The sequence below is a fragment of the Rudanella paleaurantiibacter genome (assembly GCF_009184635.1).
GTDB classification, from domain to species: Bacteria; Bacteroidota; Bacteroidia; order Cytophagales; family Spirosomataceae; genus Rudanella; species Rudanella paleaurantiibacter.
This window is the reverse complement of sequence record NZ_WELI01000001.1, coordinates 756,307-779,035: the sequence shown is the minus strand read 5'-3', so window position 1 is coordinate 779,035 and position 22,729 is coordinate 756,307. Positions and strand designations below refer to the sequence as shown.

Annotated in this window: 17 protein-coding genes and 1 tRNA gene; 5 read left to right on the top strand and 13 right to left on the bottom strand. The window is 54.7% G+C overall.

The window, feature by feature from the left end:
- Positions 1–3: 3 nt before the first annotated feature.
- The 8 genes from F5984_RS03125 to F5984_RS03090 all read right to left on the bottom strand — a co-directional run bounded on the left by F5984_RS03125 (position 4) and on the right by F5984_RS03090 (position 9,900).
- Positions 4–2,976, bottom strand: a complete 2,973-nt coding sequence (locus F5984_RS03125) for a type I restriction endonuclease subunit R (protein ID WP_152122682.1) — start codon at positions 2,974–2,976, stop codon at positions 4–6.
- 32 nt (positions 2,977–3,008) lie between these two features.
- Positions 3,009–4,196: a restriction endonuclease subunit S gene (locus F5984_RS26500; RefSeq protein WP_185155401.1), complete on the bottom strand. Its 1,188-nt coding sequence runs from the start codon at positions 4,194–4,196 to the stop codon at positions 3,009–3,011.
- Positions 4,196–5,659, bottom strand: a complete 1,464-nt coding sequence (locus tag F5984_RS03115) for a type I restriction-modification system subunit M (RefSeq protein ID WP_152122680.1) — start codon at positions 5,657–5,659, stop codon at positions 4,196–4,198. The genes F5984_RS26500 and F5984_RS03115 overlap by 1 nt, the downstream gene beginning before the upstream one ends.
- Positions 5,660–5,762: 103 nt before the next feature.
- Positions 5,763–7,262, bottom strand: coding sequence for a type I restriction-modification system subunit M (locus tag F5984_RS03110; protein WP_152122678.1), 1,500 nt, complete (start codon positions 7,260–7,262; stop codon positions 5,763–5,765).
- A 73-nt stretch (positions 7,263–7,335) separates the two neighbouring features.
- Positions 7,336–7,409: transfer RNA gene (locus tag F5984_RS03105), tRNA-Asn, on the bottom strand.
- A gap of 183 nt (positions 7,410–7,592) precedes the next feature.
- Complete coding sequence (locus F5984_RS03100; protein WP_019987546.1) at positions 7,593–7,901, bottom strand: hypothetical protein; 309 nt, start codon at positions 7,899–7,901, stop codon at positions 7,593–7,595.
- 97 nt (positions 7,902–7,998) lie between these two features.
- Positions 7,999–8,628, bottom strand: a complete 630-nt coding sequence (gene rsmG, locus F5984_RS03095; protein ID WP_152122676.1) for a 16S rRNA (guanine(527)-N(7))-methyltransferase RsmG — start codon at positions 8,626–8,628, stop codon at positions 7,999–8,001.
- Between the two features lie 111 nt (positions 8,629–8,739).
- Positions 8,740–9,900, bottom strand: coding sequence for a glycosyltransferase (locus F5984_RS03090; protein WP_246168790.1), 1,161 nt, complete (start codon positions 9,898–9,900; stop codon positions 8,740–8,742).
- Positions 9,901–9,994: 94 nt separating this feature from the next.
- On the opposite strand from F5984_RS03090, the gene tgt reads away from it, so the two are divergent.
- The 5 genes from tgt (at position 9,995) to F5984_RS03065 (ending at position 16,454) form a co-directional block, all read left to right on the top strand.
- Positions 9,995–11,125 carry a tRNA guanosine(34) transglycosylase Tgt gene (gene tgt / locus F5984_RS03085; RefSeq protein WP_152122674.1) on the top strand — a complete coding sequence of 377 codons (1,131 nt, stop codon included), beginning with the start codon at positions 9,995–9,997 and terminating at the stop codon, positions 11,123–11,125.
- Between the two features lie 77 nt (positions 11,126–11,202).
- Entirely contained in the window at positions 11,203–12,648 is a 1,446-nt protein-coding gene (locus F5984_RS03080) for an OmpA family protein (RefSeq protein ID WP_152122672.1), read from the top strand.
- A 106-nt stretch (positions 12,649–12,754) separates the two neighbouring features.
- Positions 12,755–13,789 (top strand): Wzz/FepE/Etk N-terminal domain-containing protein, encoded by a 1,035-nt coding sequence (locus F5984_RS03075; RefSeq protein ID WP_152122670.1) that lies wholly within the window; start codon positions 12,755–12,757, stop codon positions 13,787–13,789.
- Between the two features lie 2 nt (positions 13,790–13,791).
- Complete coding sequence (locus F5984_RS03070; protein ID WP_152122668.1) at positions 13,792–15,066, top strand: nucleotide sugar dehydrogenase; 1,275 nt, start codon at positions 13,792–13,794, stop codon at positions 15,064–15,066.
- A 443-nt stretch (positions 15,067–15,509) separates the two neighbouring features.
- Positions 15,510–16,454 carry an SDR family oxidoreductase gene (locus tag F5984_RS03065; protein ID WP_152122666.1) on the top strand — a complete coding sequence of 315 codons (945 nt, stop codon included), beginning with the start codon at positions 15,510–15,512 and terminating at the stop codon, positions 16,452–16,454.
- Between the two features lie 166 nt (positions 16,455–16,620).
- Here F5984_RS03065 and F5984_RS03060 read toward each other — a convergent pair whose 3' ends face one another.
- From F5984_RS03060 to F5984_RS03040, 5 genes are all read right to left on the bottom strand, one after another.
- Positions 16,621–17,400, bottom strand: a complete 780-nt coding sequence (locus tag F5984_RS03060; RefSeq protein WP_152122664.1) for a 3-hydroxyacyl-CoA dehydrogenase — start codon at positions 17,398–17,400, stop codon at positions 16,621–16,623.
- Positions 17,401–17,421: 21 nt separating this feature from the next.
- On the bottom strand, positions 17,422–19,434 hold the full coding sequence (locus F5984_RS03055) for an FAD-dependent oxidoreductase (RefSeq protein WP_152122662.1): 2,013 nt from the start codon (positions 19,432–19,434) through the stop codon (positions 17,422–17,424).
- A gap of 36 nt (positions 19,435–19,470) precedes the next feature.
- Positions 19,471–20,163, bottom strand: a complete 693-nt coding sequence (locus tag F5984_RS03050) for a YjjG family noncanonical pyrimidine nucleotidase (RefSeq protein ID WP_152122660.1) — start codon at positions 20,161–20,163, stop codon at positions 19,471–19,473.
- A gap of 72 nt (positions 20,164–20,235) precedes the next feature.
- Entirely contained in the window at positions 20,236–20,541 is a 306-nt protein-coding gene (locus F5984_RS03045) for a (2Fe-2S) ferredoxin domain-containing protein (RefSeq protein ID WP_019987558.1), read from the bottom strand.
- Complete coding sequence (locus F5984_RS03040; RefSeq protein ID WP_246168789.1) at positions 20,538–22,574, bottom strand: tetratricopeptide repeat protein; 2,037 nt, start codon at positions 22,572–22,574, stop codon at positions 20,538–20,540. The genes F5984_RS03045 and F5984_RS03040 overlap by 4 nt, the downstream gene beginning before the upstream one ends.
- Positions 22,575–22,729: the final 155 nt, after the last annotated feature.

Sequence of the window (22,729 nt, the reverse complement as noted above, 5' to 3'; positions counted from 1 at the left end):
GGGTTAGTAATACTCTTTAATATACCCATACGCCCGCTCAAATAAAGGCTGATCCTTGTGAAGACTGTATTTCAGCAAAGCTTGCCGCAACGATTTCTGCACTTCCCGTTCGCCCGAGGCCGTGGTTTGCCAGCCATCAAATCGAACCACTTTTACAATCTGGTCAATGTCTCTAACGATTCGCTCCACTACAGCGGGGGTTTCGTCTGTTTTCAGTTCCAGGAATAGCTCTGTCAGGGCAGTTGTGGCTGATTTCTGGTTGCTGATCGGCTCTACCTCTTTCTCAGCCTGTAGCGTCTCTTTCGCCAGCTTACACAACTCTTTGATGAATTCGATGCTCGAAATGAGTCCCTTTTCAGCCTTATCACGCAAATCTTCCAACCGTTCGCTGAGGGCTTTGAAATTAGGGTTGCCCGCGTGCTTGTTCCAGCGCCGGATCAGCTCTTTTTCGAGTTGCTTGACCTTTTTTGAATTCGGGTTCTTGAACAGGTCGTCGATGACGTCGGCATCCAGGATAAATTCTTCCAGGTCGTCGATGCCGCCGACGTGGATATTTTCGTGGATGAGTTTGGTGGTCTGCGCCCCGAGCCGGAACCACAGCAGCTTGCCGATGTTGTCGGCGGTGGGCTTCACGGACTCATAAACCTGCGACAGCCACTTGTAATCAGCCTGATACGGATTGAGTACGTCGTCGGGTGAGAGCGATTCCCAAATCTTGGTCAGGTACTTGTAATCGACGGCAAAGGCGTCTTTCTGTTCGTCGGTGCGGATGGCGTTCTGGGCGGCTTCGAGCCCTTCAAAACCTACGAGCGTGCGGTCGACACCGACGAAGTGTTTGAGGCAATCCTGCATGGCTTGGGGCAGCTTGTCGCGCAGCTCCTGTAAGTTGCTCACCACTTTCTTTACCATCTCGTCGTCGAATTGCAGGGCGGCAGCGGCATCGTCGAACACGCCGAAGTAATCGACAATGCGGCCGAAGGTCTTGTTGGGAAACAGGCGGTTGGCCCGGCAAATGGCCTGCAACAAGGTGTGGTCTTTAAGCGACTTGTCGAGGTACATCGTTTGCAGAATCGGTGCGTCGAAGCCGGTCAACAGCTTGGCCGTCACGATGATGAACTTCAGCGGGGAGTTCGGGTCGTTGAACTCATCCGTAATCTTTTCCTGCTGCGCCTTGTCGGTGGCCCACTTTTGCTTGAAATCGAAGTCGTCGTTGGCCGAGGTCGAAATGACGACCCGGCTGGCTTCAGTCACGAAGTGCTTGTCGAGTTCTTCCTTGTACTGCACGCAGGCAAAGCGGTCGGGCGTGACAATCATGGCCTTGAAACCGTGCGGCATCACTTTTTCCCGGAAGTGCTTCACGATGTCTTCCACAATCTGCCGCACCCGCTCGGGCGATTTCAGAAAGGCCGACATTTGGGCGGCTTTTTTGCTCAGGGCGTCGGCTTCGTCGTCGGTCAGGGCGGCATCATCTTTCAGTTCCTTGAACAGCTTGTCGATCGTGGCTTTGTCGACGTGAACATCCACCAAGCGCGGCTCGAAGTGAAGCGGTAGCGTGGCCTTGTCGCGCAGGGAGTCCTGAAAGGTGTAGCGCGAGAGGTAGCCTTTTTCGTCTTCTTCCGACCCAAACGCCCAGAAGGTGTTCTTATCGGCTTTGTTGACGGGCGTACCCGTGAGGCCAAACAAAAACGCGTTGGGCAATGCCGCCCGCATCTTGCGCCCCAAATCGCCCTCCTGCGTGCGGTGGGCCTCGTCGACCAGCACAATGATGTTGTCACGGGCGTTCATGTCCGCCCGGGCGTCGCGGAACTTGTGGATGGTCGAAATCAGAATCTTTCGGGTGTCTTTTTCGAGCAGGTCGTGCAGCTCGCCGATGCTCTCGGTAGGTTGCACGTTGGGGACGTCGGCGGCATTGAACGTCCCCGAAATCTGGGTGTCGAGGTCGGTGCGGTCAACCAGGATAATCACCGTGGGGCTTTTCAGTTCGGGAGTTTTGCGGAGCTTCTGCGCGGCAAACACCATCAGCAGCGACTTGCCCGAGCCCTGAAAATGCCAGATAAGGCCCTTTTTGACGCGGCCTTCCCGGACGCGCTCCACAATCTTGTTGGCCCCTTCGTACTGCTGATAGCGGCACACGACCTTGATGCGCCGTTTTTTCTTGTCGGTGGAATAGAGTGTGAAGTTTTGTAGAATATCGAGCAGCCGCCGGGGATGCAGCAGGTTACTCAGTTCGTCGCCAACCTGCCCGAGCCCGAGTTGTTTGATCAGATCGCTGCGGGCTTCTTCGAGCCGCCAGGGCGACCAGAACTCCAGCGGGCAGCGCACCGAGCCGTAGTAAAACTCCTTGCCTTCGGTGGCAAACGACAGGATGTTGGGCACAAACAACTGCGGCACGGCATTCTCGTAGATGCTGTGGATTTCGTGCGCTCCATCGAGCCACGACACCGACGGGCGAATGGGCGTTTTGGCCTCGCCCACCACCACCGGAATGCCGTTGATGAGCAGCACAATGTCGGGGATCTTGGTTTCGTGGTGGTGCACGCGGTACTGATTGGTGACTACGTAGCGGTTTAGCCCGGCCTGCTCGGGTTCGAAGGCGATGAGCCGCACCGGTACGTGCCGGTTGTTGGGGCCGAAGGGCATGGTTTTCTCGCCCGTGAGCCATTTGGCAAACTCCTCGTTGGCCCGCACCAGCCCCACCTGATTGACGGAAATCAGGATGGCCCGGAGTTTATAGATTACCTCATCGGCAAAGGCCGGGTTCTGGGCGATGTCGGGGTTGAGCCGGATGAGGGCCGCCCGCAACTCAGGCTCAACCAGTACCTCGTTGACGCCCCGCCCAATGGCCGAAGCCGGTTGGTACTGCCACTCGTAGCCATAGGCGGGTTTGTCTTCGGCCCAATGGCGGCTGTTGAGGTTGAGGCCAGCAAGTTGCTGAATGATGTAATGTTCGACGGTGTTGAGTTCGTTAAAAGCCATGGTGGGTGGGATAGGTTCAGGTACGTTGGTGCTTAAAAGAACTGGTTGATTAGGGATTTTTGGAGCCTTGAAAGCTGAGTTATATTTTCAATAATAGCTTTTCGGTTCTCAATTACGCTTGCTATCTTTTCTGCTATCGTAAGCTGAGTATTGTAATCTGGTAGTGGAATCTTCAAAGCCATTATTTCGGGTTGCGAAATGTTCTTCATTGCACCTCCTGTTCCTGTTGCAACGCCTTCAATTTGTGCTCTTGTCTCAAGACTGAGAAGGGCTTCAAGTAAGAACAGTTTTGATGCTTTTTGAACCTTAATATCTAATCTTAAAGTTTTATCGCACAACATTAAGTTGGGATAATCATCTTCTACAAGACAAACTCTACCAACAAGTTCAGTTGTATTTGCTCTTGTGATTAGTAAATCATCTTTGTTGACTTTGAATCTTGGTAAAAACTCTTCTCCATTATCCAATAATTTGTTTTCCAGAGGTTCAAAACCGTTGGGCCCAACTGCGCTGACTTTCAGTACACCTTTGTTTCCATTTTCTGCGGGTGTGTTTACTCCATTTAAGCTCCTACCAGCAGTAATGCCTTGCAAAATTTCTGAAAGCGGTACTCTTTGATGAGCTTTGTCACAAACTGCATTCCGTCTTACTGCTAAGCGAACTTCATTCAAACTACATAGGGCTGTGTTAGAACTTTGTAAAGCCTCATCCCCAGCCCAAAGCAGTTCAGCGATTTGTTCTTGTTGGTCTTTGGGCGGGAGGAGGAATTCGTAATCGGCAAAGTCGTTGAATTTGGCACGGGGCGACAGCGAACCAGCGGAGTTTTTAATGGCCAATTCAAAGAATTTATCATTCTGAATTAGGAACGGTAATAGCTCCGGCAATAAGCCGCTTTTGGCTTCCAGTACAGTAATATCCCCCGAACAAATGCCGTCGAAGGTGGCCAAGGCTGCCTTTTTTAGGTACGCCCGGCGTCGGCCAAAAAGCATCTGCCCTTTACGGAATTTTTTGGTAAACGTGGTTGCATTCGCAATAGACCCCCACGCTTTTATGTGCAGGCTTTCGGGTTCCAGATGTTCCAGGCCAATAACCCGTTCCAGCCCTTCGGCTACGGGGTCTTTGGCCGTTTCGCGCACTTCGCGCACCACGTCGCCCAACTTTATTTTTTTCCAGCCTGATTTATCAATTGAAAGTGTCGTCTGTATCGGTTCCGCTACCATTATGCCAGCAAGTCAAATAATTCGTTCATGGATGTTTTCAGGGCGTTGCTGCTTTGTTGCCAGTCGCTAAATGCCTGTTCAAACGTGCGTTCCGAAGCGGTTGTTTCCTGCCCCGGCTGTACGTACAGGTTAATGGCCAGTTTGCCGCCATTCTGCAAAATATCGTCAATGTCTACGACTTTACAGAATCCATCGCTATCGGTAAAGCTCCGGTAAGCCGTCAGGATTTTCTGGATGTGGTGTTCTTCGAGCAGAGCCAGCGTTTTGTCCTGCCGCACTTCCTTCACGGCGTTGATAAACAGGATTTTGCCTTGCTGCTGCGGGGTTTTGTGGTTATTGGTCACCAGCAAACAGGCCTCCATTGGCGAGTTATAGAACAGGTTCGGCCCCAGCCCAATCACGCACTCCACAATGTCGCTTTCAATCATCTTCCGGCGCATGTCGGCTTCCGAGTCGCGGAACAGAATGCCGTGCGGCCACAGCGAGATCGACCGCCCGTTGCGCGGGTCGAGGCTTTTCTGGATATGCTGCTGAAACGCATAATCGGCGCAGCCCTGCGGGGGTGTACCCCAGAGGTTGCGGCCGTAGGGGTCGGCAGCAAAGGCGTTGCGGTTCCAGGCCTTAATGGAGTAAGGCGGGTTGGCCAGAATGACGTTGAACGTTTTGAGGGCGTCGTTTTCGAGCAGGCCCGGTTCGGCGAGGGTGTCGCCCCGGATAATCTGAAACTCCTCAATGCCGTGCATAAACATATTCATGCGGGCAATGGCCGAGGTAATCAGGTTGATTTCCTGCCCGTAGAGCTTCAGCGAGCGGTATTCCTTGCCCGCGTGTTTGAGTTGCAGGGCGCAGTTGAGCAGCAGCCCACCCGAGCCGCAGGTGGGGTCGTAGACGCTCTCGCCCGGCTGCGGGTCCATCATGAGCGTCATCAGGCGCACCACGGTCCGGTTGGTGTAAAACTCGGCGGCCGTGTGCCCGCTATCGTCGGCAAACTGCTTGATGAGGTATTCGTAGCCGTTGCCCAGTTGGTCGTCGGGTACGCTGTGCAGGTTCAGTTTGTGCTGCGAATAGTGCTCAATGAGGTTAATGAGCGTTTCGTCGCTCAGGCGGTCCTTGTTGGTCCAGTTGGCATCGCCAAAAATCCCGAACAGCGTTTCGGGGTTAGCTTTTTCGATGGCCCGCATGGCGTCCTGTAGGGCCACGCCCACGTTGGTGGTCACCTCGCGCACGTCGTTCCAGTGCGCCCCTTTCGGAATCTGGAAGCGGTGGTTTTCTTCAAAAGCCGCGTATTCGAGGTCGCCGTCGCTTTCCTGCATGGCCTGTTCAAATTCTTCGTCGTACACGTCGGATACGCGTTTGAAGAACAGCAGCGGGAAGATGTATTGTTTATAGTCGCCGGCGTCGATATGTCCCCGCAGGTACGTAGCCGCGCCCCAGAGGTATTTTTCGAGTTGTTGTTGGGTCATGGGGGGGATGGGTGAATGAGTGATTGAGTGAATGAGTGATTGAGCGGGTTAATACACCAATGCATAGGCTGAAGGTGACCCACTCAATCGCTCAATCACTCATTCACTCAATAAATTTTGATAGCTTCTCCAGAAACATCGCTTCGGCTTGCTGGCACTCGGCCCAGGCGGTTTTCAGGTCGGCGAGGGCTTCGTCGACGCTCGGCAGGTTGTCCTCCACCGACTTCTCGATATACAGCGGAATGTTCAGGTTAAAGTCGTTGGCGGCAATGTCGTTCAGCCCGACCACCTTCACGTAGTCTGTTACATCCTCGAAGGCGGCATACCAGCCAAAGAGCTGATCGACGTGTTCTTTTTCCAGAAAGTTTTGCGCCCGGCCCACGCGCATCTGCGCCGACCCGTCGATAAACAGCACCTTTTGCTGGCGGTCGGTGGCTTTGCGTCGGCGGAACACCATGATGCAGGCGGCCAATTGGGTGCCGTAGAAGATGTTCGGGGCCAGGCCAATGACCGCTTCGAGCAGATCCATGCGGATAAGCGCTTCGCGGATGCTGCCTTCGGCCCCCTTGCGGAACAGGGCCCCGTGCGGCAGCACCACCGCCATACGCCCGGTATGGTCGTTCATGGACTTTACCATGTGCTGCACCCAGGCCATATCGCCGTTGCTGTCGGGGGGCGTACCGGCGATGTTGCGGCCGTAGGGGTCATTCACCCAGTTGTCGGAACCCCATTCTTTGAGCGAGAATGGCGGATTGGCAATCACGCAGTCGAAGGTTTTCAGCGCATCGCCCGCAAAGAAAGCCGGGGTGCGGAGCGTATCGCCCCGCGCAATCTGGAAATCCTCGATGCCGTGCAGGAACATGTTCATGCGGGCAATGGACGAGGAGGTCAGGTTTTTCTCCTGTCCGTAGAGCTTCAGCGTCCGGTAGTCTTCGCCGTTTTCCTTCAGGTGGTTGATGGATTCGAGCAGCATCCCACCCGTACCGCAGGCGGGGTCATAAATGCTTTCGCCTTCGTGGGCGTCGATAATGAGGCCCATCAAATGCACCACCGAGCGGGGCGTGTAGAATTCACCGGCCTTCTTGTTGGTCAGGTCGGCAAAGTGCTTGATGAGGTATTCATACGCCTGCCCGAGTATGTCGGGGTCGACGTTGGAGTTGGCAAGGTTGTATTGCGAAAAGTGTTCGACCAGGTTGATGAGCAGGTGGTCGGAGAGCATGTTTTTGTTGCTCCACTGCGCATCGCCGAAGATACCGTACAGGTACTCCTGATTGGCCTGCTCAATCCCCCGAAACGCCCGTTCGAGCGCCAGCCCGACGTTGACGGTCGTTTCACGGACGTCTTTCCAGTGGCACCCTTCCGGTATAGTGAACCGGTGAAACTCGGGCAGCGAGGCATACTCTTCATCCCCGCCCGATTCGTCGAGCGCCAACTGATACTCTTCGTCGTATACGTCGGATATGCGCTTGAAGAACAGCATCGGGAAGATATACGCCTTGAAGTCGGACGCCCCGACAGGCCCTTTCAGAATCCAGGCGGCTTTAGCGAGGTATTGTTCAAGTTGAGAAAGGGATACTTTCGTGAGGTTAAGCTGTAGTTGCACGCTAGGTATAGCTCAGATTGTGCGAATGAAAAAGCCGCTTGCAATTACTTGCAAGCGGCTTTTCTGTTTTGGGCTCCCGAAGCTGGGCTCGAACCAGCGACCCTCTGATTAACAGTCAGATGCTCTAACCGACTGAGCTATTCGGGACTGTCACAACCGGTGCGTCTCCGTCGTATTGTGGTGCAAAAGTAGAGCGAAAATTGACGTCGCGCAAGAGCCTGACCGAAAAAAATTGCCCGCAACAGCCTAATTTCTGCTTTTACCCGGTTTCTGTCGACAACAACTAAATGACAATCAACGAGTATTGGCAGACCGGTGCGGGCAAAAAAATTATCGATTTCCGTACGGATCGGGACGGTGGCTGGGTACATTAGCCAAAATAAGCTCCTTCACCCGCCGGGCGTCACCTTTCGAGAAGTTCCGAATGACGATTTCGGGCCGCGCCCGTGGAATAACCCGGATCGTCGAAAAGAACAGGCCATTGTCGATCTCAACGCCCGAAATATCGGAGTAGAACACAAAGTTGTCCGTTCCGCCGATGAGTCGTTTCACCCGGAAGGTGACACCCTTGTCGGAAAACTCAACCACATCGCGGTTGATCGGATCTTTGAAACTGCTGGAATAGAAACGTTCGCTCATTTTTTTTCGGTTTACAGTTTGAGGTTTACAGTTTTCAGTTGGCTTACGCATTCAAACCGGTTAGCGCACTGAAAACTGTAAACCCTAAACTGTAAACTCATTTTTTAGGTACGTAAATTACTTTTTTGGTCTCGAAGAATTCGCCCTCAAAATAGTCAGAGAGGTTGAACATGCGGTACTTATCAGGGATTTCGGCCAATTCCTCGGCCAAATCGCCCCCTTTGAGGTAAAGAACGCCATTGGGCAGGTCGTTGTTACCCACCTTCCGAATTTTATAGCGGACCCAGCCCATAAACGGTTTCAGGCGCGTTACGGCCCGGCTCACCACAAAATCGTAGGTCGTGCTCAGGTGCTCAACCCGAGCCTGTTCGGCCTTCACGTTCTGAAGGCCCAGGGCCGAGGCTACCTCCTGCACCACTTTGATTTTCTTGCCGATACTATCAACCAGGTGAAAATCGACCAGCGGAAACAGAATAGCCAACGGAATACCCGGAAAACCGCCCCCCGTACCAACATCCAGAATCTCGGAGCCGGGCTTGAACTGAATCACCTTGGCAATACCCAGCGAATGCAACACGTGTCTTTCGTACAGGGCCTCAATGTCCTGCCGCGATACCACGTTGATCTGCGCATTCCAATGGGTATACAGCCCATCCAGAGCCGCAAACTGCTCGCGCTGCTTCTCGGTAAGCTTCGGAAAATGTTTATAAATCAGGTCTACAGACATCTTAGTTTGAATGAGTGATAATGTATAATGAGTAATGTAAAATGAATAATGGCTTACCAGACCTTTTGACAGCGTCAGCCCATTATGAATTACACACTATACATTAACTACCTACCACACTTGCTTTTTCTTCTTTGTGAACACCACGCGCAGGCCCATCAGGGCGTAGTAAATGGCCAGCAACAGATCCATGATCGGAATGAGCAACCAGTGCACGGTATGCCCCAACCGGTAGCTCGACCGGCCCACCACCACCCAGTACGCCAGCAAACGGAGGGCAAACAAACCCGTAGCTGCCAGCAACAATGCATCCAGTAGTCGGCCCTGTTGCTCACTCACCACCAGCCAAAGCGCAAACAAACCGGCTCCCAGACCCAGCAACCATGACAAAATATGGCTACTCGAAATAAGTCCCAACCGGATTTTGTCGCCCGTTTTGTAATAACGCCCCACGTTGAGGTGCCGCCGTTTCTGCCGACGCCATTCGGCCCAGGTCTGCTTTGGCTCCGACCACACAAAGGTATCGGGATCGAGCGAAACCGCCGTATTATGGCCGGTAGCCACTTCGTTGACAAACAGGTCGTCGTCGCCCCCGAGTACGTTCATGTGCGAGTAAAAACCCCGATTCGCGAAAAACAGATTCCGTCGGTACAGCAAATTTCGGCCAACACCCATGTACGGGCGCCCCCAGAGCGCCAGGGACAGGTACTGTACGGCCGTCGACAGGGTTTCGGACCGGATCAGAAAATTGAGCAAACCCGGATACCGGATATAGGGCGAAAAACCCAGCACCAGATCCCGGCGGTCTCCTTCGGCTTCGGCTACCATCTGCCGCAACCAGTAGTCCGAAGCCGGTCGGCAGTCGGCATCAGTGAGCAGCACAATCGGGTGCAGGGCCTTTTTGAGCGCAATGGTCAGCGCGTATTTTTTGGGCGTCACATGGTCGTATTCCTGCGTAACCCGAATGGTACGTACTTGCGGGTACTCGGCCGCCACTTCCTCCAGAAACGCGTCGGAGCCGTCGGTCGAGCGGTCGTCCATGACCAGAATTTCAAACTGGGGGTAGGCTTGTTGGAGCAGTAATGGCAGGAGTACACGCAGGTTTTCGAGTTCGTTGCGGGCACACACAACCAGCGTTACGGGTGGGAGTTGCGCGTCGGAAACGCCGGGTGGGGTATGTCGGGCGAAAGCTAATCGTCCGAAAACAAACAAAATAAACACGAGCTGAACCCCTACAACGAGCAGCCAGCCGATCAGCACTAAAGAAACCACAAACAGCGTATAACGTGATGAATACCAGAAATGAGTACGATGAACGCGCAAAGATAGATGAAACCCTAAACCATTTAGCTACGTTAGGCGGGTTATGACCTTTGATATTACCAGTACCGATCCGGCATCGGCTGCCCGCACGGGTACGCTGACCACGGATCATGGGCCTATCGAAACGCCCATTTTTATGCCTGTCGGTACGGCAGGCACCGTAAAGGCCGTTCATCAGCGCGAACTCGAAACGGACATTAACGCCGAGATCATTTTAGGCAACACGTACCATCTTTATTTGCGGCCCGGCCTCGACGTACTCGAAGGCGCCGGAGGACTCCACGGCTTCAACGGCTGGAAACGACCCATTCTGACTGATTCAGGTGGCTATCAGGTGTATTCGCTCTCCAATACCCGCAAAATCAAGGAAGAAGGCGTTACGTTCAGGTCGCATATCGACGGCTCCAAGCATCAGTTTACACCCGAGGTTGTGATGGATATTCAGCGGACCATCGGGGCCGACATTATCATGGCGTTCGACGAGTGTACGCCCTACCCTTGCGACTACGACTACGCCCGCCGGTCGATGCACATGACCCACCGCTGGCTCGACCGGTGCATTGCCCGTTTCGATGCCACACCCGATAAATACGGCTACCGGCAGTACCTCTTCCCGATTGTGCAGGGTAGCACGTACAAAGACCTGCGCCGGGAGTCGGCCGAGGTGATTGCGAGCAAAGAACGTACTGGCAACGCTATTGGCGGCCTTGCTGTGGGTGAGCCCGCCGAGGAAATGTACGAGACCATTGCGATTGTAAACGAGATTTTGCCCCGGCACAAACCTCGCTACCTGATGGGTGTTGGCACACCCGCCAATATTCTGGAAAGCATTGCCCTCGGGGTCGACATGTTCGACTGCGTAATGCCCACCCGCAACGCCCGGCACGGGATTCTGTTCACAACCGAAGGGGTCATCAACATCAAAAATGAGAAGTGGAGCCGCGATTTCAGCTCCATCGATTCGGGCCTCGATCACTACGCCAGCAACTTTTACTCGAAGGCGTATTTGCGCCATTTAATACGTTCGGAGGAAATTTTAGGTGCCCAAATCGCCAGTTTGCATAATTTGGCCTTCTATTTGTGGTTAGTCCGGCAAGCCAGACTCCATATTCGGGCGGGAGACTATGTTTCCTGGAAAAACGAAATGGTAGTCCGGCTTATGCAGCGATTGTAGGCACGCGCCAGATGGGTTGTTGCAACCTGCCTCCGGCGCACCTGCTCGCGTAAATCCGACGACGAAGCCTCAGAACTATGCGATTTTCCTCTCTTTCCCTCACAGCTTCGCTAGCCCTCCTTTCGGGCAGCTTACTCGGTCAGGGTACCCCCACGGATGCACCACCCCGGCTCAACACCTGGTCGATTTCGGTGCACGGTGGCCCCACCCAATTTTTTGGCGACCTGCGCGAGTACGACTTTTACCCGGTGGGCGTTACCAACCGCGACAGCTTCAACGAACGCGAGTCGTTTTTTGGTGGTCTGACGGTCAACAAGCAGTTGTCGCACCTATTTGGGTTGCAACTGGGAGGTAGCTACGGTACCCTACGCGGCATGAAACGGCGCATTTACTTTTCGTACTTCCAGGCCGAGTATGCCAATACCGAACTGACCGGAACCGTCAACGTAAAAAGTCTGCTGATGGGCCCCAACAAAATGAAGCGGTGGAAAATTGATGCGTACACGGGTATTGGCGTTACGTTTTTTCGGTCAACGGCCTACGAACTGGGCACCAACCGGGTTCAACGGTTCACCAAGGTCAACACCGGCGACGGCACGGTGCGCCCGGCCCGGTTTGAGCGCGACTGGTCGGTACCGATGGGGGTGGCCTTTCACTACGAGTTATCGCCCCGGTTTGATATTGGTCTCGATTTTCGTATCAACCATGTCAATACCGAGCGGCTCGATGCCACCATTGGCGGAGACAATTCGAGCGTGTTCGACCCAACCGGCAGCCGGGGCAGTTTCGATGGCACGAGTGTGAAACGGGGCGAGTCGGCCCAGGACAAGTACGGATACGGCGCGCTCATGCTCACCTACAAACTGGGAACAGGGGCCGCCCGCGTTCGAAAGAATAACGGCAAATACAACTACGATACCAAGGCGGGTACCTACCACCTCCGCTGGACTGATCCGGCTTTGCTCGTAAAACCACCCACAGTGCTATCACTGGCGCAGATTGACTCGGTAGCCAAGGCCAACCGACCCAAGGAAATTGACCCGCGGTTGATGATGGATACCGACAACGACGGGGTATCGGACTTCTTCGATAAGCAACCCAATACCCCGGCGGGCAGTGTGGTGTCGGGCTCCGGCGAATCCATTGATTTTGAGAAGTACATTACGGCGGCCCTGCCCGAAATGGCCTGTGCCGAAATTTTCGCCAATATTCAGTTCGATACCGATCAGGCAACTATCAAGCCGCAGTACCGGACCATTCTGAACCGGGTAGTAGAGCTGATGAACCGCACCCAATGCCGGTTGCAACTGTCGGGTCATGCCGACCGTCGGGCTTCTGATCGGTACAACATGGCCCTTTCGCGTCGGCGGGTCGATGCCGTTCGTCAGTACCTTGTTCGGGCGGGCCTCGACGACCCAAGCCGGATTCTGATCGACTACTTCGGGGCCTTCAAACCCATCGGCGACGACTCCAGGGTTGGGCAGGCCCGCAATCGGCGGGTTGAACTGAAACTGATACCGTAGCGAATTAAATAGCTATTAATTGTCACTGGTGGCCACTCATCAGGCGCGTTAGCCCTGCCATGAGTGGCCACAAATTGTTATTATTGGTCCGACTTGTCCCGCACACATGTTGGAAACCCCTGATTTTGAACTTGCTACTAACTCCCCGACCTTGCGGCCTGTTTGGACAACGCTCCGGCAGGAGCGCCGTTGGCTCCTGGGCGCGGGCCTCGCAGGCTTGTTGCTGAGTCTGATTCTGGCCTTTGTTCTGCCGGAACGATACACAGCCACGGTGCGGTTGCTACCCGAACTACAGGCCGCCGAAGCGATAAACTGGCAACCATTTCGGGAGTTGGCCGAGTCGTTCAATATTGATCTGGACGCCCAAACGCCCGTTGAGGCCATTCGGCCCGACCTCTACCCCGACATTCTGGAGTCGGTTCCGTTTGCGTTGTCGGCTCTTCATCAGCGCGTCCGCACGCGCTCAGGCGATTCCATCACACTATACCAGCTGCTGAACAAACCTGATTGGCTGTCAATCGGAGTAGGCGGGTCCGGGACAGGCATGGTCGAACTCCCACTACCCACCCAAACACCGTTTCGGCTCTCGACCGACCAACGGGAGCTGGTGCAGGACACCCAAAAAGCCATTACGGCCGAGTTAGACGTAAAATCGGGCATTATGACCATCTCAGCGCACATGCCCGACCCCGAGGTAGCGGCTCAGGTAGTGCAATTTGCGGCTCATTACCTGCAAACCTACGTGCGGCAGTACCGAAGCCAGAAAGCCCGTGACGACGAAGCGTTTCTCGGAAAACAGCTGACCAAGGCTCATCAACAGATGGTTCAGCTTGATAAACAGCGGCTGAACCAGCAAGATCAGACCCGCTTTTTTTCATTGCCTTCGGCCGCGTTACCCAACCGGCGGCTCGATGAGCAATACCGCCTGGCCGAATCGCTTTACCACGACCTGGCCCGCGAACACGCCAAAGCGCAAATCCGGGTGCAGACCGTGACCCCCGTATTCAAAATCCTCGAACCGGCGCAGGTGCCCGACCGCCGTAGCTGGCCCGCCCGAAAATGGATTGTATTGGCCGGCATTATGTCGGGTTTGGTGCTGGCTATCGTAGTTTTGCTGGCCCGGCACGCGTTTCGGATCTGATTATGCAGCTTTCTCCTCCACCCCATATTGGTATTATTGGCTTAGGATACGTGGGTCTGCCCCTGGCGGCCGCGTTTGGCAGGCAGTACCCGGTTGTGGGTTTCGATAGCAACCCGACCCGCATTGCCGAGCTTTATTCGGGACACGACCGAACGCACAGCCTCACCCCCACGCAGTTGGCCGAGGCTACGCACCTGACCCTTACGGCCGACCCGGCCCTCTTGCAGCCTTGTTCGGTGTACATCGTGACGGTCCCCTCGCCTATCGACGCCCACCGCCAACCCGACCTGACGCCGATTCTGACGGCGACCCGAACCGTAGGACAAGTACTCAAAACGGGCGATGTGGTGGTGTATGAGTCAACGGTTTTTCCGGGATGTACCGAGGAGGAGTGCGTTCCGATACTGGAACAGCTTTCAGGTTTGCGCTTTAACGTCGACTTTTTCTGCGGCTACTCCCCCGAACGCATCAACCCCGGCGACCAACAGCACACACTCCAGAGTATCCGCAAGATTACGTCAGGATCAACACCCGCTACCGCCCAATTTGTCGATCGGCTCTATGCATCGATTATTCCGGCGGGCACCTACCTGGCCCCGTCTATTCGGGTGGCCGAGGCCGCCAAAGTGATTGAAAATTGTCAGCGCGACATCAACATTGCGTTTATCAACGAGCTGGCGCTCATCTTCGACCGAATGGGCCTCGACACCCAGGCTGTGCTCGAAGCCGCCCGCACCAAGTGGAATTTCCTGCCGTTCAGGCCGGGGCTGGTGGGCGGGCACTGTATCGGTGTAGACCCGTACTACCTCACGTACAAAGCCGAATCGCTGGGTTACCACCCGCAGGTAATTCTGGCCGGCCGACGCATCAACGACAATATGGGTGCGTTTGTGGCGGGCAAAGTGGTCAAGCTGCTCACCCGCAACGGCTACGCCATCAACGGAGCCAAAGCCCTGATTCTGGGCATTACGTTTAAGGAAAACTGCGCCGATATTCGTAACTCACGGGTACTCGATGTGATTCAGGAGTTGAACGAGTTCGGCGTTTCGACCCATATCTACGACCCCCTCGCCGACCCCGATGCCGTGCAGGCTATGTACGGTCTGTCGTTACTACCCTCGCTTGATGGACTGGGGGATTACGATGCGGTTGTGCTCACCGTTGCACACGATGTTTTCACGGAGTCCGTCTTTCAGGATCAGGTACGGGCTTTAGGCAAAATTGTGTACGATGTAAAGGGCTGTCTGCGCGACGGTCTGGCCGATGGGCGGCTTTGATTTAGGTTTTATCCCCCCCTAACCCCCTCCTGTTTTCAGGAGGGGGAAACTTACCACACAAGTAGAGATCTCCAACAAAAACCGAAGCATCGGCAGCCCAAAACCATAAACTGGCAAGTGAATGAACAATGTATAATTCATATTCAGTACTGGACATTCGGACTTCAAACACTGGACGTTAGACTTAACGTGAATTATGGATAATGGCTGACGCGTAGGCCTTCGACAGGCTCAACCGCACGCGGTCCGGGCTGACCACACATTTGCGAGCTGCCCGTCAGCCTGAGCCTGTCGAAGGCCTATGCGTCAGCAACTATCTGTCTAACAGCTGATTGATACGCATTTTACCCTTAACTCACGTTAGACTTATTACCTTTAGAGGGAGGTCTAATGTCTGAAGTCCAAATGTCCAGTACTGAACATTTAATTCTGTCTGACCATTTATGCTATCAGCCTTTCGTATTCTGGTTACTGGCGGGGCAGGGTTCATCGGCTCGCACCTGGTAGATGCCTTACTGGCTCAAGGGGCCGAATTGGTGCGGGTGCTCGACGATTTGAGCAACGGCAGCCGGGCCAATCTGAGCGAGCACCTGAATAATCCCCGTTTTGAACTGATTGGGGGCAGCATTACCGACCCGACCGCGTGCGAGCGGGCTTGTGCCCAGATGACCCACGTAACGCATCAGGCCGCGCTGGGGTCGGTACCCCGATCGCTGAGGGAGCCCGAACGGTTTATGATGGTCAATGTGGTGGGATTCAGCAACCTGCTCGAAGCAGCCCGGCAAGCAGGGGTGCGCCGGGTGGTGTATGCCTCGTCGAGTTCAGTGTATGGCGATAACGAAACGCTGCCCAAGCAGGAAACCCGCACGGGCCGGGCGCTGTCGCCGTATGCGCTCACCAAACAGATCAACGAGCAACAAGCCGACCTTTGGGGCCGTTTGTACGGTCTGGAAACCGTTGGGTTGCGGTATTTCAATGTGTTTGGGCACCGCCAACGCCCCGATGGCCCCTATGCCTCCCTGATTCCGCGTTTGCTACAGGCAGCCCGGCAAACCGAAGCACCCGTTTTCTTCGGCGACGGGCACCAAAGCCGCGATTTTACCCACATCGATAATGTGGTCCGGGCCAATCTGCTGGCTTTGACTACCACCAATCCCGATGCTCTTGGGCAGGTGTTCAACGTAGCTACGGGCAGGCAAATTTCGCTCAACGATGCCTGGGCAGTTATCCGAAAGCAGGTCGGTTATTCCCTCTTCCCGACGTACGCAGCCGCCCGGCCCGGCGATATTCGGCACAGTTTGGCCGATATCACCAAAGCCCGGCTGCTACTCGGCTACGAACCCACAGTTGATTTTGAGAGTGGTATCCGTCTCAGTACTGGACATTAGATGTTGGACATTAGTCGTTAGATCTCCTCCATAACGGTAGTAAGTCTAACGTCTAATGTCTGAAGTCCGAATGACCAGTACTGAAGGCATTCGTCAGTTTTTAGAAACAATTAGTTAATAGTCAAGCATTCAGCTACCAAAAGTCTCTTCAACATCCAGAGTTACGCTATTTCGGTCCCATTCGGATGGCTCCGTCGAGTCGGATTACTTCGCCGTTGAGCATGGGGTTTTCCACGATGCTTTTTGCCAGCAAGGCGTACTCAGCCGGCCGACCCAACCGCGACGGAAAGGGGACTTGCTGACCCAGCGAAATCCGGGCCTCCTCGGGCAGTCCCATCAGCAAAGGCGTCTCGAACAGACCGGGCGCAATGGTCATCACCCGAATACCCGACCGCGACAAATCGCGGGCAATGGGCAAGGTCATCCCCACAATACCTCCTTTCGAGGCCGAGTAAGCCGCCTGCCCCATTTGACCATCATAGGCCGCTACCGAGGCCGTATTGATAATTACGCCCCGTTCACCTTCAGTGTTCGGCTCGTTGCGCTCCATGGCAAAAGCCGCCAGCCGGATCACGTTGAACGTACCGACCAAATTCACATTAATTACCTGCCGAAATACATCGAGCGAGTGCGGTGCGTATACACCATCGACCTTTCCGAGGGTTTTACGGGCCTCGGCAATACCCGCGCAGTTAACCGCTATATGAAGCGCCCCAAAGGTGCTCAGAGCCAGCTCAACGGCGGCCTGCACATCGGCTTCGTCGGCAACGTTGGTACGGATAAAACGAGCCCGCTCGCCGAGTTCGGTTGCCAGGGCTTCGCCCCGTTCGGTGTTCAAATCCAGAATAAGGACATTGGCGCCCTGTTGGTGAAACAGACGAACAGTGGCCTCGCCAAGGCCTGAAGCGCCCCCCGTAACGAGGGCCGTTTTGTCAATGAAGTTCATAGAAGAAGTGAAAGTAATTGCTTAGTTAATCGGCACAAACAGTACCGCATCGGCCACCACCGGGGCCGTATTGCCCGCCGTTGTGATCGTGAGCGCGGGCGGGCCACTGAGTGCGTGCTCGCCCAGGCTAATCCAGTCGTTATTTTGCACCTGCTGATCCACCGTGAGTTTCTTCTCCGTTTTACCGTCGGAGAGTAACACTGTCACGCGGTTGGCCTTGTCCGACTGCCGCCCTACCTGATCGGGGTTGCCACCCCCACCCTGCAACAACGGATTGTAGAGATACACTTTGTAACGGCCGGGCCGGGCGTTCGCTGCCTGAAACGTGACCCGCGCCGATGCGTCACTCTGACTCACCAGCATCGATGTCCCGTATTTGCCACCTTTGGTCGTTCGCTCCCAGGCGCCCGAGCGGGTCACGCGGTTGGCATCGTCGTTGTCGATTAATACTTCGGCTGCCTGTCCGCTGAGCAGAGGGTCGGTGGCGAGTCGGGCCTGTAGTTTCTTGATGTCGATGTCCTGTACGGGGCGTTGCTCATCAATAGCCTGGCAGGCTGCCACAGCCGCCGACTGAGCCAATACCATAAACACGGGTTCCATTCGGATGGAGCCGTAAGCAATATGGCTGGCCGACAGGCATACCGGTACCAGCAGATTCTGCACCTCCGCCCGTTTAGGCACCAGCGACCGATAGCTGACCGGATACGGAGGAAAGCCCCCTACCTGTACGTCACCTTCATTTTTAACCATCATCCGGCCGTCTTTTTCCACCACAACACGCTGGCAATTGTGCGAATCCATGGTGTACGCAGCCATTCCGACACCATCGGTCACGGCCGTTTTGCCCTCGCAGTTGGCCTGAGTCATTACATACTCACCCACCATTCGGCGAGCCTCCCGCACGTAGAGCTGATGCGAAAAATGCCCGTTGTCGGTGTATTCGTCTTTAGGGTAGCCCCATTGCAGCATTTCGTCGCGCAGGTGTTTGGGCATACGGGGGTCGTGCCCGATAAAGTAAAAGAACCCCTTGGTGTATTGTTCGTGTTCGCGGATGATGGCCTCCCGGCGCGCGTAACTGGCGGTTGGGTATTCAAAATTAGCCCCGATCATATCCGTCGACATGCCTCCGCAATTGTTTATGTCCGTCTTGCGGTTGGGCATCGGCACAAAATGCATCAGGTTCCAAGTGAGTACGTCGGGTACCTTTGGGCTGGCCTTTATTTGGCGGAGTAGCAGTTCGTAGCGAGTCGAGTCGTAGCCTTCAGGGCGGGTGATGGGTACGCGGTTGGCCGGGTCGTCGGTGAGGCACATACGGTAGTTGTAGGCCTGTACGGCCGCATCGCCCGTACCGTCGGGAGCCAGTTTGGTAGCGCTCACGCCATAAATCAGGCCACTTTCGGGCTTACCCGGAATTACGTAGGGGTCTACGCCATCAGGAAACTGATGCTTGTCGAGATACTGCACCCCGTTCCAGGTTTCGCCGTATTGGCGGTTCGGTTCGCGGCCAACCGTAAACGAGACTCCAGCCTGTGCCATCAGATCGCCCTCGTAGGTGCAATCCAGAAACTGCCGGGCCGCAATGGTTCGGTTCTGCCCCTTGGCCCCCGACGCAGGCTCGACGGTGATCGAGACTAAGCGGTTACCCTGCTTCTGAGCGTTTATGATGCGGTACGCCATCAGCGGCTCTATCCGGGCCTCACGCAGGTACTGTTTAAACAGATTTTCGGCAACGTGCGGCTCAAACGTCCATTGCTCAAACTTACCGTAGTGCTGTCCAATGCGTCGGTAAAAATCACGCGAGAGCCCCGTAATAGCGAATTTATTGCCAATATCGGTAGCTCCGAGCCCCCCGGCCGTAAGCCCGCCGAGGTGCTTACCCGGCTCAATCAGAATAACCGATTTACCGGCACGTTTGGCCGCAACGGCCGCCATTACCCCTGCTGAGTTGCCGCCATACACGCAGATATCGTAAGTTTGGGCAAGGCCGGGAATGGAAAAAAGAACAAAGAGGAGAACGGGCAGGATGCGTTTCATTCGGATAAGAAAGTTGGGTGATGGCCCAACAGCGACTTACAAAATCTCCATCAACTCGCGCCAGTGCCGGATGTCGTGCGTAGGTACCACATCGACCACTTCGCCTTTGGGGTTGTAGAAAACTGTATCTAAACCAACCGTTTGGGCACCGCGAATATCGGCTTCGTAATTATCGCCAATCATGAGACTTTCGGCCACATCGGCACGGGCCACACGCAGGGCATACTCAAATATGCGCGAGTCAGGCTTTTTATACCCACCCGCCTTCTCATTTGTGACAACATGCGTGAAATAATGGGCAATTTCGGAGCTGGCCAGCTTCACGGCCTGAATCTCGTCGAACCCATTGGTGATAATGTGCATTTCGTACCGGTCGTGCAGGTAATCGAGCAGGTCACGGGCGGCCTCGGTCAGGTGCGCCTTGCGGGGCAACAGGCTCAGGTAGCCCATGTTTAGTTCGGCACAGCACGATGTATCAGAAACGCCAAGCTCCTGAAAAACAAGCGGGAACCGGTGTTCGCGAATGTAGGAGTGCGTCAGTTCGTTCAGATCGAACGACCGCCAGAGTTGCCGGTTAATCCGGATAAAGGCATCACTGAACTGATCGACAGATTCGATCCCCAGTTCGTGCAGGCGATGCCGCTCGTACAACTCCGCAATCGACTCCGCCGAGTTGCGATCAAAGTCCCACAAGGTGTGGTCGAGATCAAAAAAGAGATGTTTGTACATAACGAAAGTAGAGACACAACATCTTGTTTCTCAGCCAGACAACACTGAGATACAAGATGTTGCGTCTCTACATTAAAATTTCAATTCCAGCCGTTCCACAACCTCGTTACCGACCAGGTGTTTTTCTACCAGCTCAGGTACGTCGGCGATCTGAACATTACCGTAGTAGGTTCCTTCAGGGTAAACGACCAGCGCGGGGCCAAAGGCACAGGCGTCGAGGCAACCGGCGCGTTGTGCCCGGATTTCTTTTTGCAGACCCCGGGCCGTCAGCTCCTGTTTAAAGGCTTCGACCAGTGCGAGACCATGTTCGGTGCCGCAGCTTTTCTTGGGGGCGTCTTTCTGATTTGTGCAGATGAAAACGTGTTTCTTGAACTTCATGAAGTTGTTTCTTGCGATGCTTCCGCGAAGGTAGCGGACAGCGGCAAGATAAAGAAGAACGTGGTGCCTTCTCCTACTTCCGAGTAAATCTCCAGACGCCCCTTCATGGCGTCGGTACGGGCCTGTATGTTGGGTAAGCCCATGCCATTCATCTGCGCCTGACTGTGCTGCTGGGCAACAGGCAATACCGTTTCCATACCCCGGCCATTGTCTTTCACAATCATGTTGAGCTGCTCCCCGTACTTTCGGAACTGAATACAAGCCTCAGTAGCCCCCGAATGCTTCAGAATGTTGTTGCACAGTTCCAGACAAATTGAGTACAGGTGAAACTCAGTGGCCTTGGTTAGCCGGGGCAATTGCCCAGTATCAATCGAAAACCGAATCAGTTGGTTCTGGTTGAGCTTATCGCCCAGACGACTAAGGGCATGGCCCAGACCTTGCTTTTCCAGCTCTTCGGGTTGCAAATTGTGCGACAGGTGCCGTACCTCGGCATAGGCCTCCTTGGTCATGTGTTGCAGGTTTTTGTAGACCTGCTGCTCCCGCTCCGAAAGGTGCCCCGGATTCAGGGCCGACAAGCTCAACCGAATGGCCGAAATCAGCCCTCCGAGGTTATCGTGCAGATCGGCGGCCACGCGCTTGCGTTCGAGCGTTTGCCCACGCAGCAAAGCCTCCTCAATTTCGCGGTTTTTGGCCCGGAGCTGCTCGTTGGCCCGTTCGAGCTCGGCCGTCCGTCGGCGAACTTTGTCCTCCAAGCCCACATTGAGCTGTTCGATCTGCTGCCGTTGCTGCCGAATCAGGCGGTTGCGTCGGTAAAGCACCCCCACAAACGCCAGCAGCATCACCAGCCCCCCCAGCAACACAGCCCGCAGCAGATTTTGCCGTTCAATGTTGCGGTTAAGCGTAGCAATACGAGCCTGTTGCTCAAACCGGCTCCGGGCGGCTTCGGCCCGGAGGGTTTTGGTTTCAAACTGCCGCTGCAACACCATCATCTCTTCGACCTGCTTCTGGTTGGCCAGCGAGTCACGGAGAGCCACATTGATCTCGTTCATAGCCAGTGCACGCTCGTACTGCCCACTTGCCCGGTAAGCCTGATACAGCGCCGACGAGGCAATTTGCTGGATTCGGGCGTTGCCACGTTTGCGCGCCAGTACCAATGCCTGCTCGCCCAGTTGAATGGCCTCGGGCAACCGATTGGTATAGAAATAGCCTTCGGCGAGCCGCGCCCAGACCGACGCTTTGCCCCCCTCGTCGTTCAGCTGATTCCAGATGTTCAGGGCTTCCTGATACACCTTTACCGCTGCCGGATACTGCTTGCGGCTAATCAGAAAATCACCCAGGCGCTCATCGGCATAGGCAATATTGGTTTGGCTATTGGTCTCAAACGCAATCTGACGGGAGGTTTCGTACTGTTTCCGAGCCTGATAGTACCGCCCCAGCGCTTCGTACACTTCGCCAATCTGCGTGGTTAACTGTGAATAAATAAGACGCTGATTGCGCTTTGAGAGCAGCCGGTATTTGGGCATCAGCCGAAACGCCTGCTGATAGTTGTACAGTGCGTTATCGTACTCTTTCATGAGCAGATAAATATCGCCCATGTTCATGTGGATGTGCCAGATAGGGTACACGTCGGGCCGTTGCTTCTCACACAGTGCCGACGCTTTCTGGTCAAGTGAGAGGGCTGTCAGAAAGTCGTTACGAACCATGCGGAGGTAGTACTCCTCCTGAATAAGCCCGTACACCTGATACAGATTGTTGCCGTATTGGCGAGCCTGCGCCGAGAGCCGCAGGGCGTACACGTAGCTGCTGTCGCGCTCGGCCGTACGCAATTGTTTGAACACCCGGGTTATAAACCGGATAGACTCCAGATGGAGGGTATCATTTTGGGGAGAACGGGGCGCTTGTTTCGCCTGCCGAAGCCGTTGGTGACCAACTTTCAACAGGCTGTCTACATAGGCTTTATCGCCCCGGCGGTCGTAATTAAATTCGGGGAATAGCTGTGATTGGGCCCACCCGCTGCTGGTTGCAACGAGCATAGTAATAAGTAACCCAAGAGCCCAACGCATAACCATAATAGACAGAAACTGCACATTATCACCAGTACTGCCTCAAATATAGGGAATTCCCTCGGCTCAACATCAGCACAGCTAACCCGAAATAAGCTTAATTGTTCAGGTAATTCTACACGCAC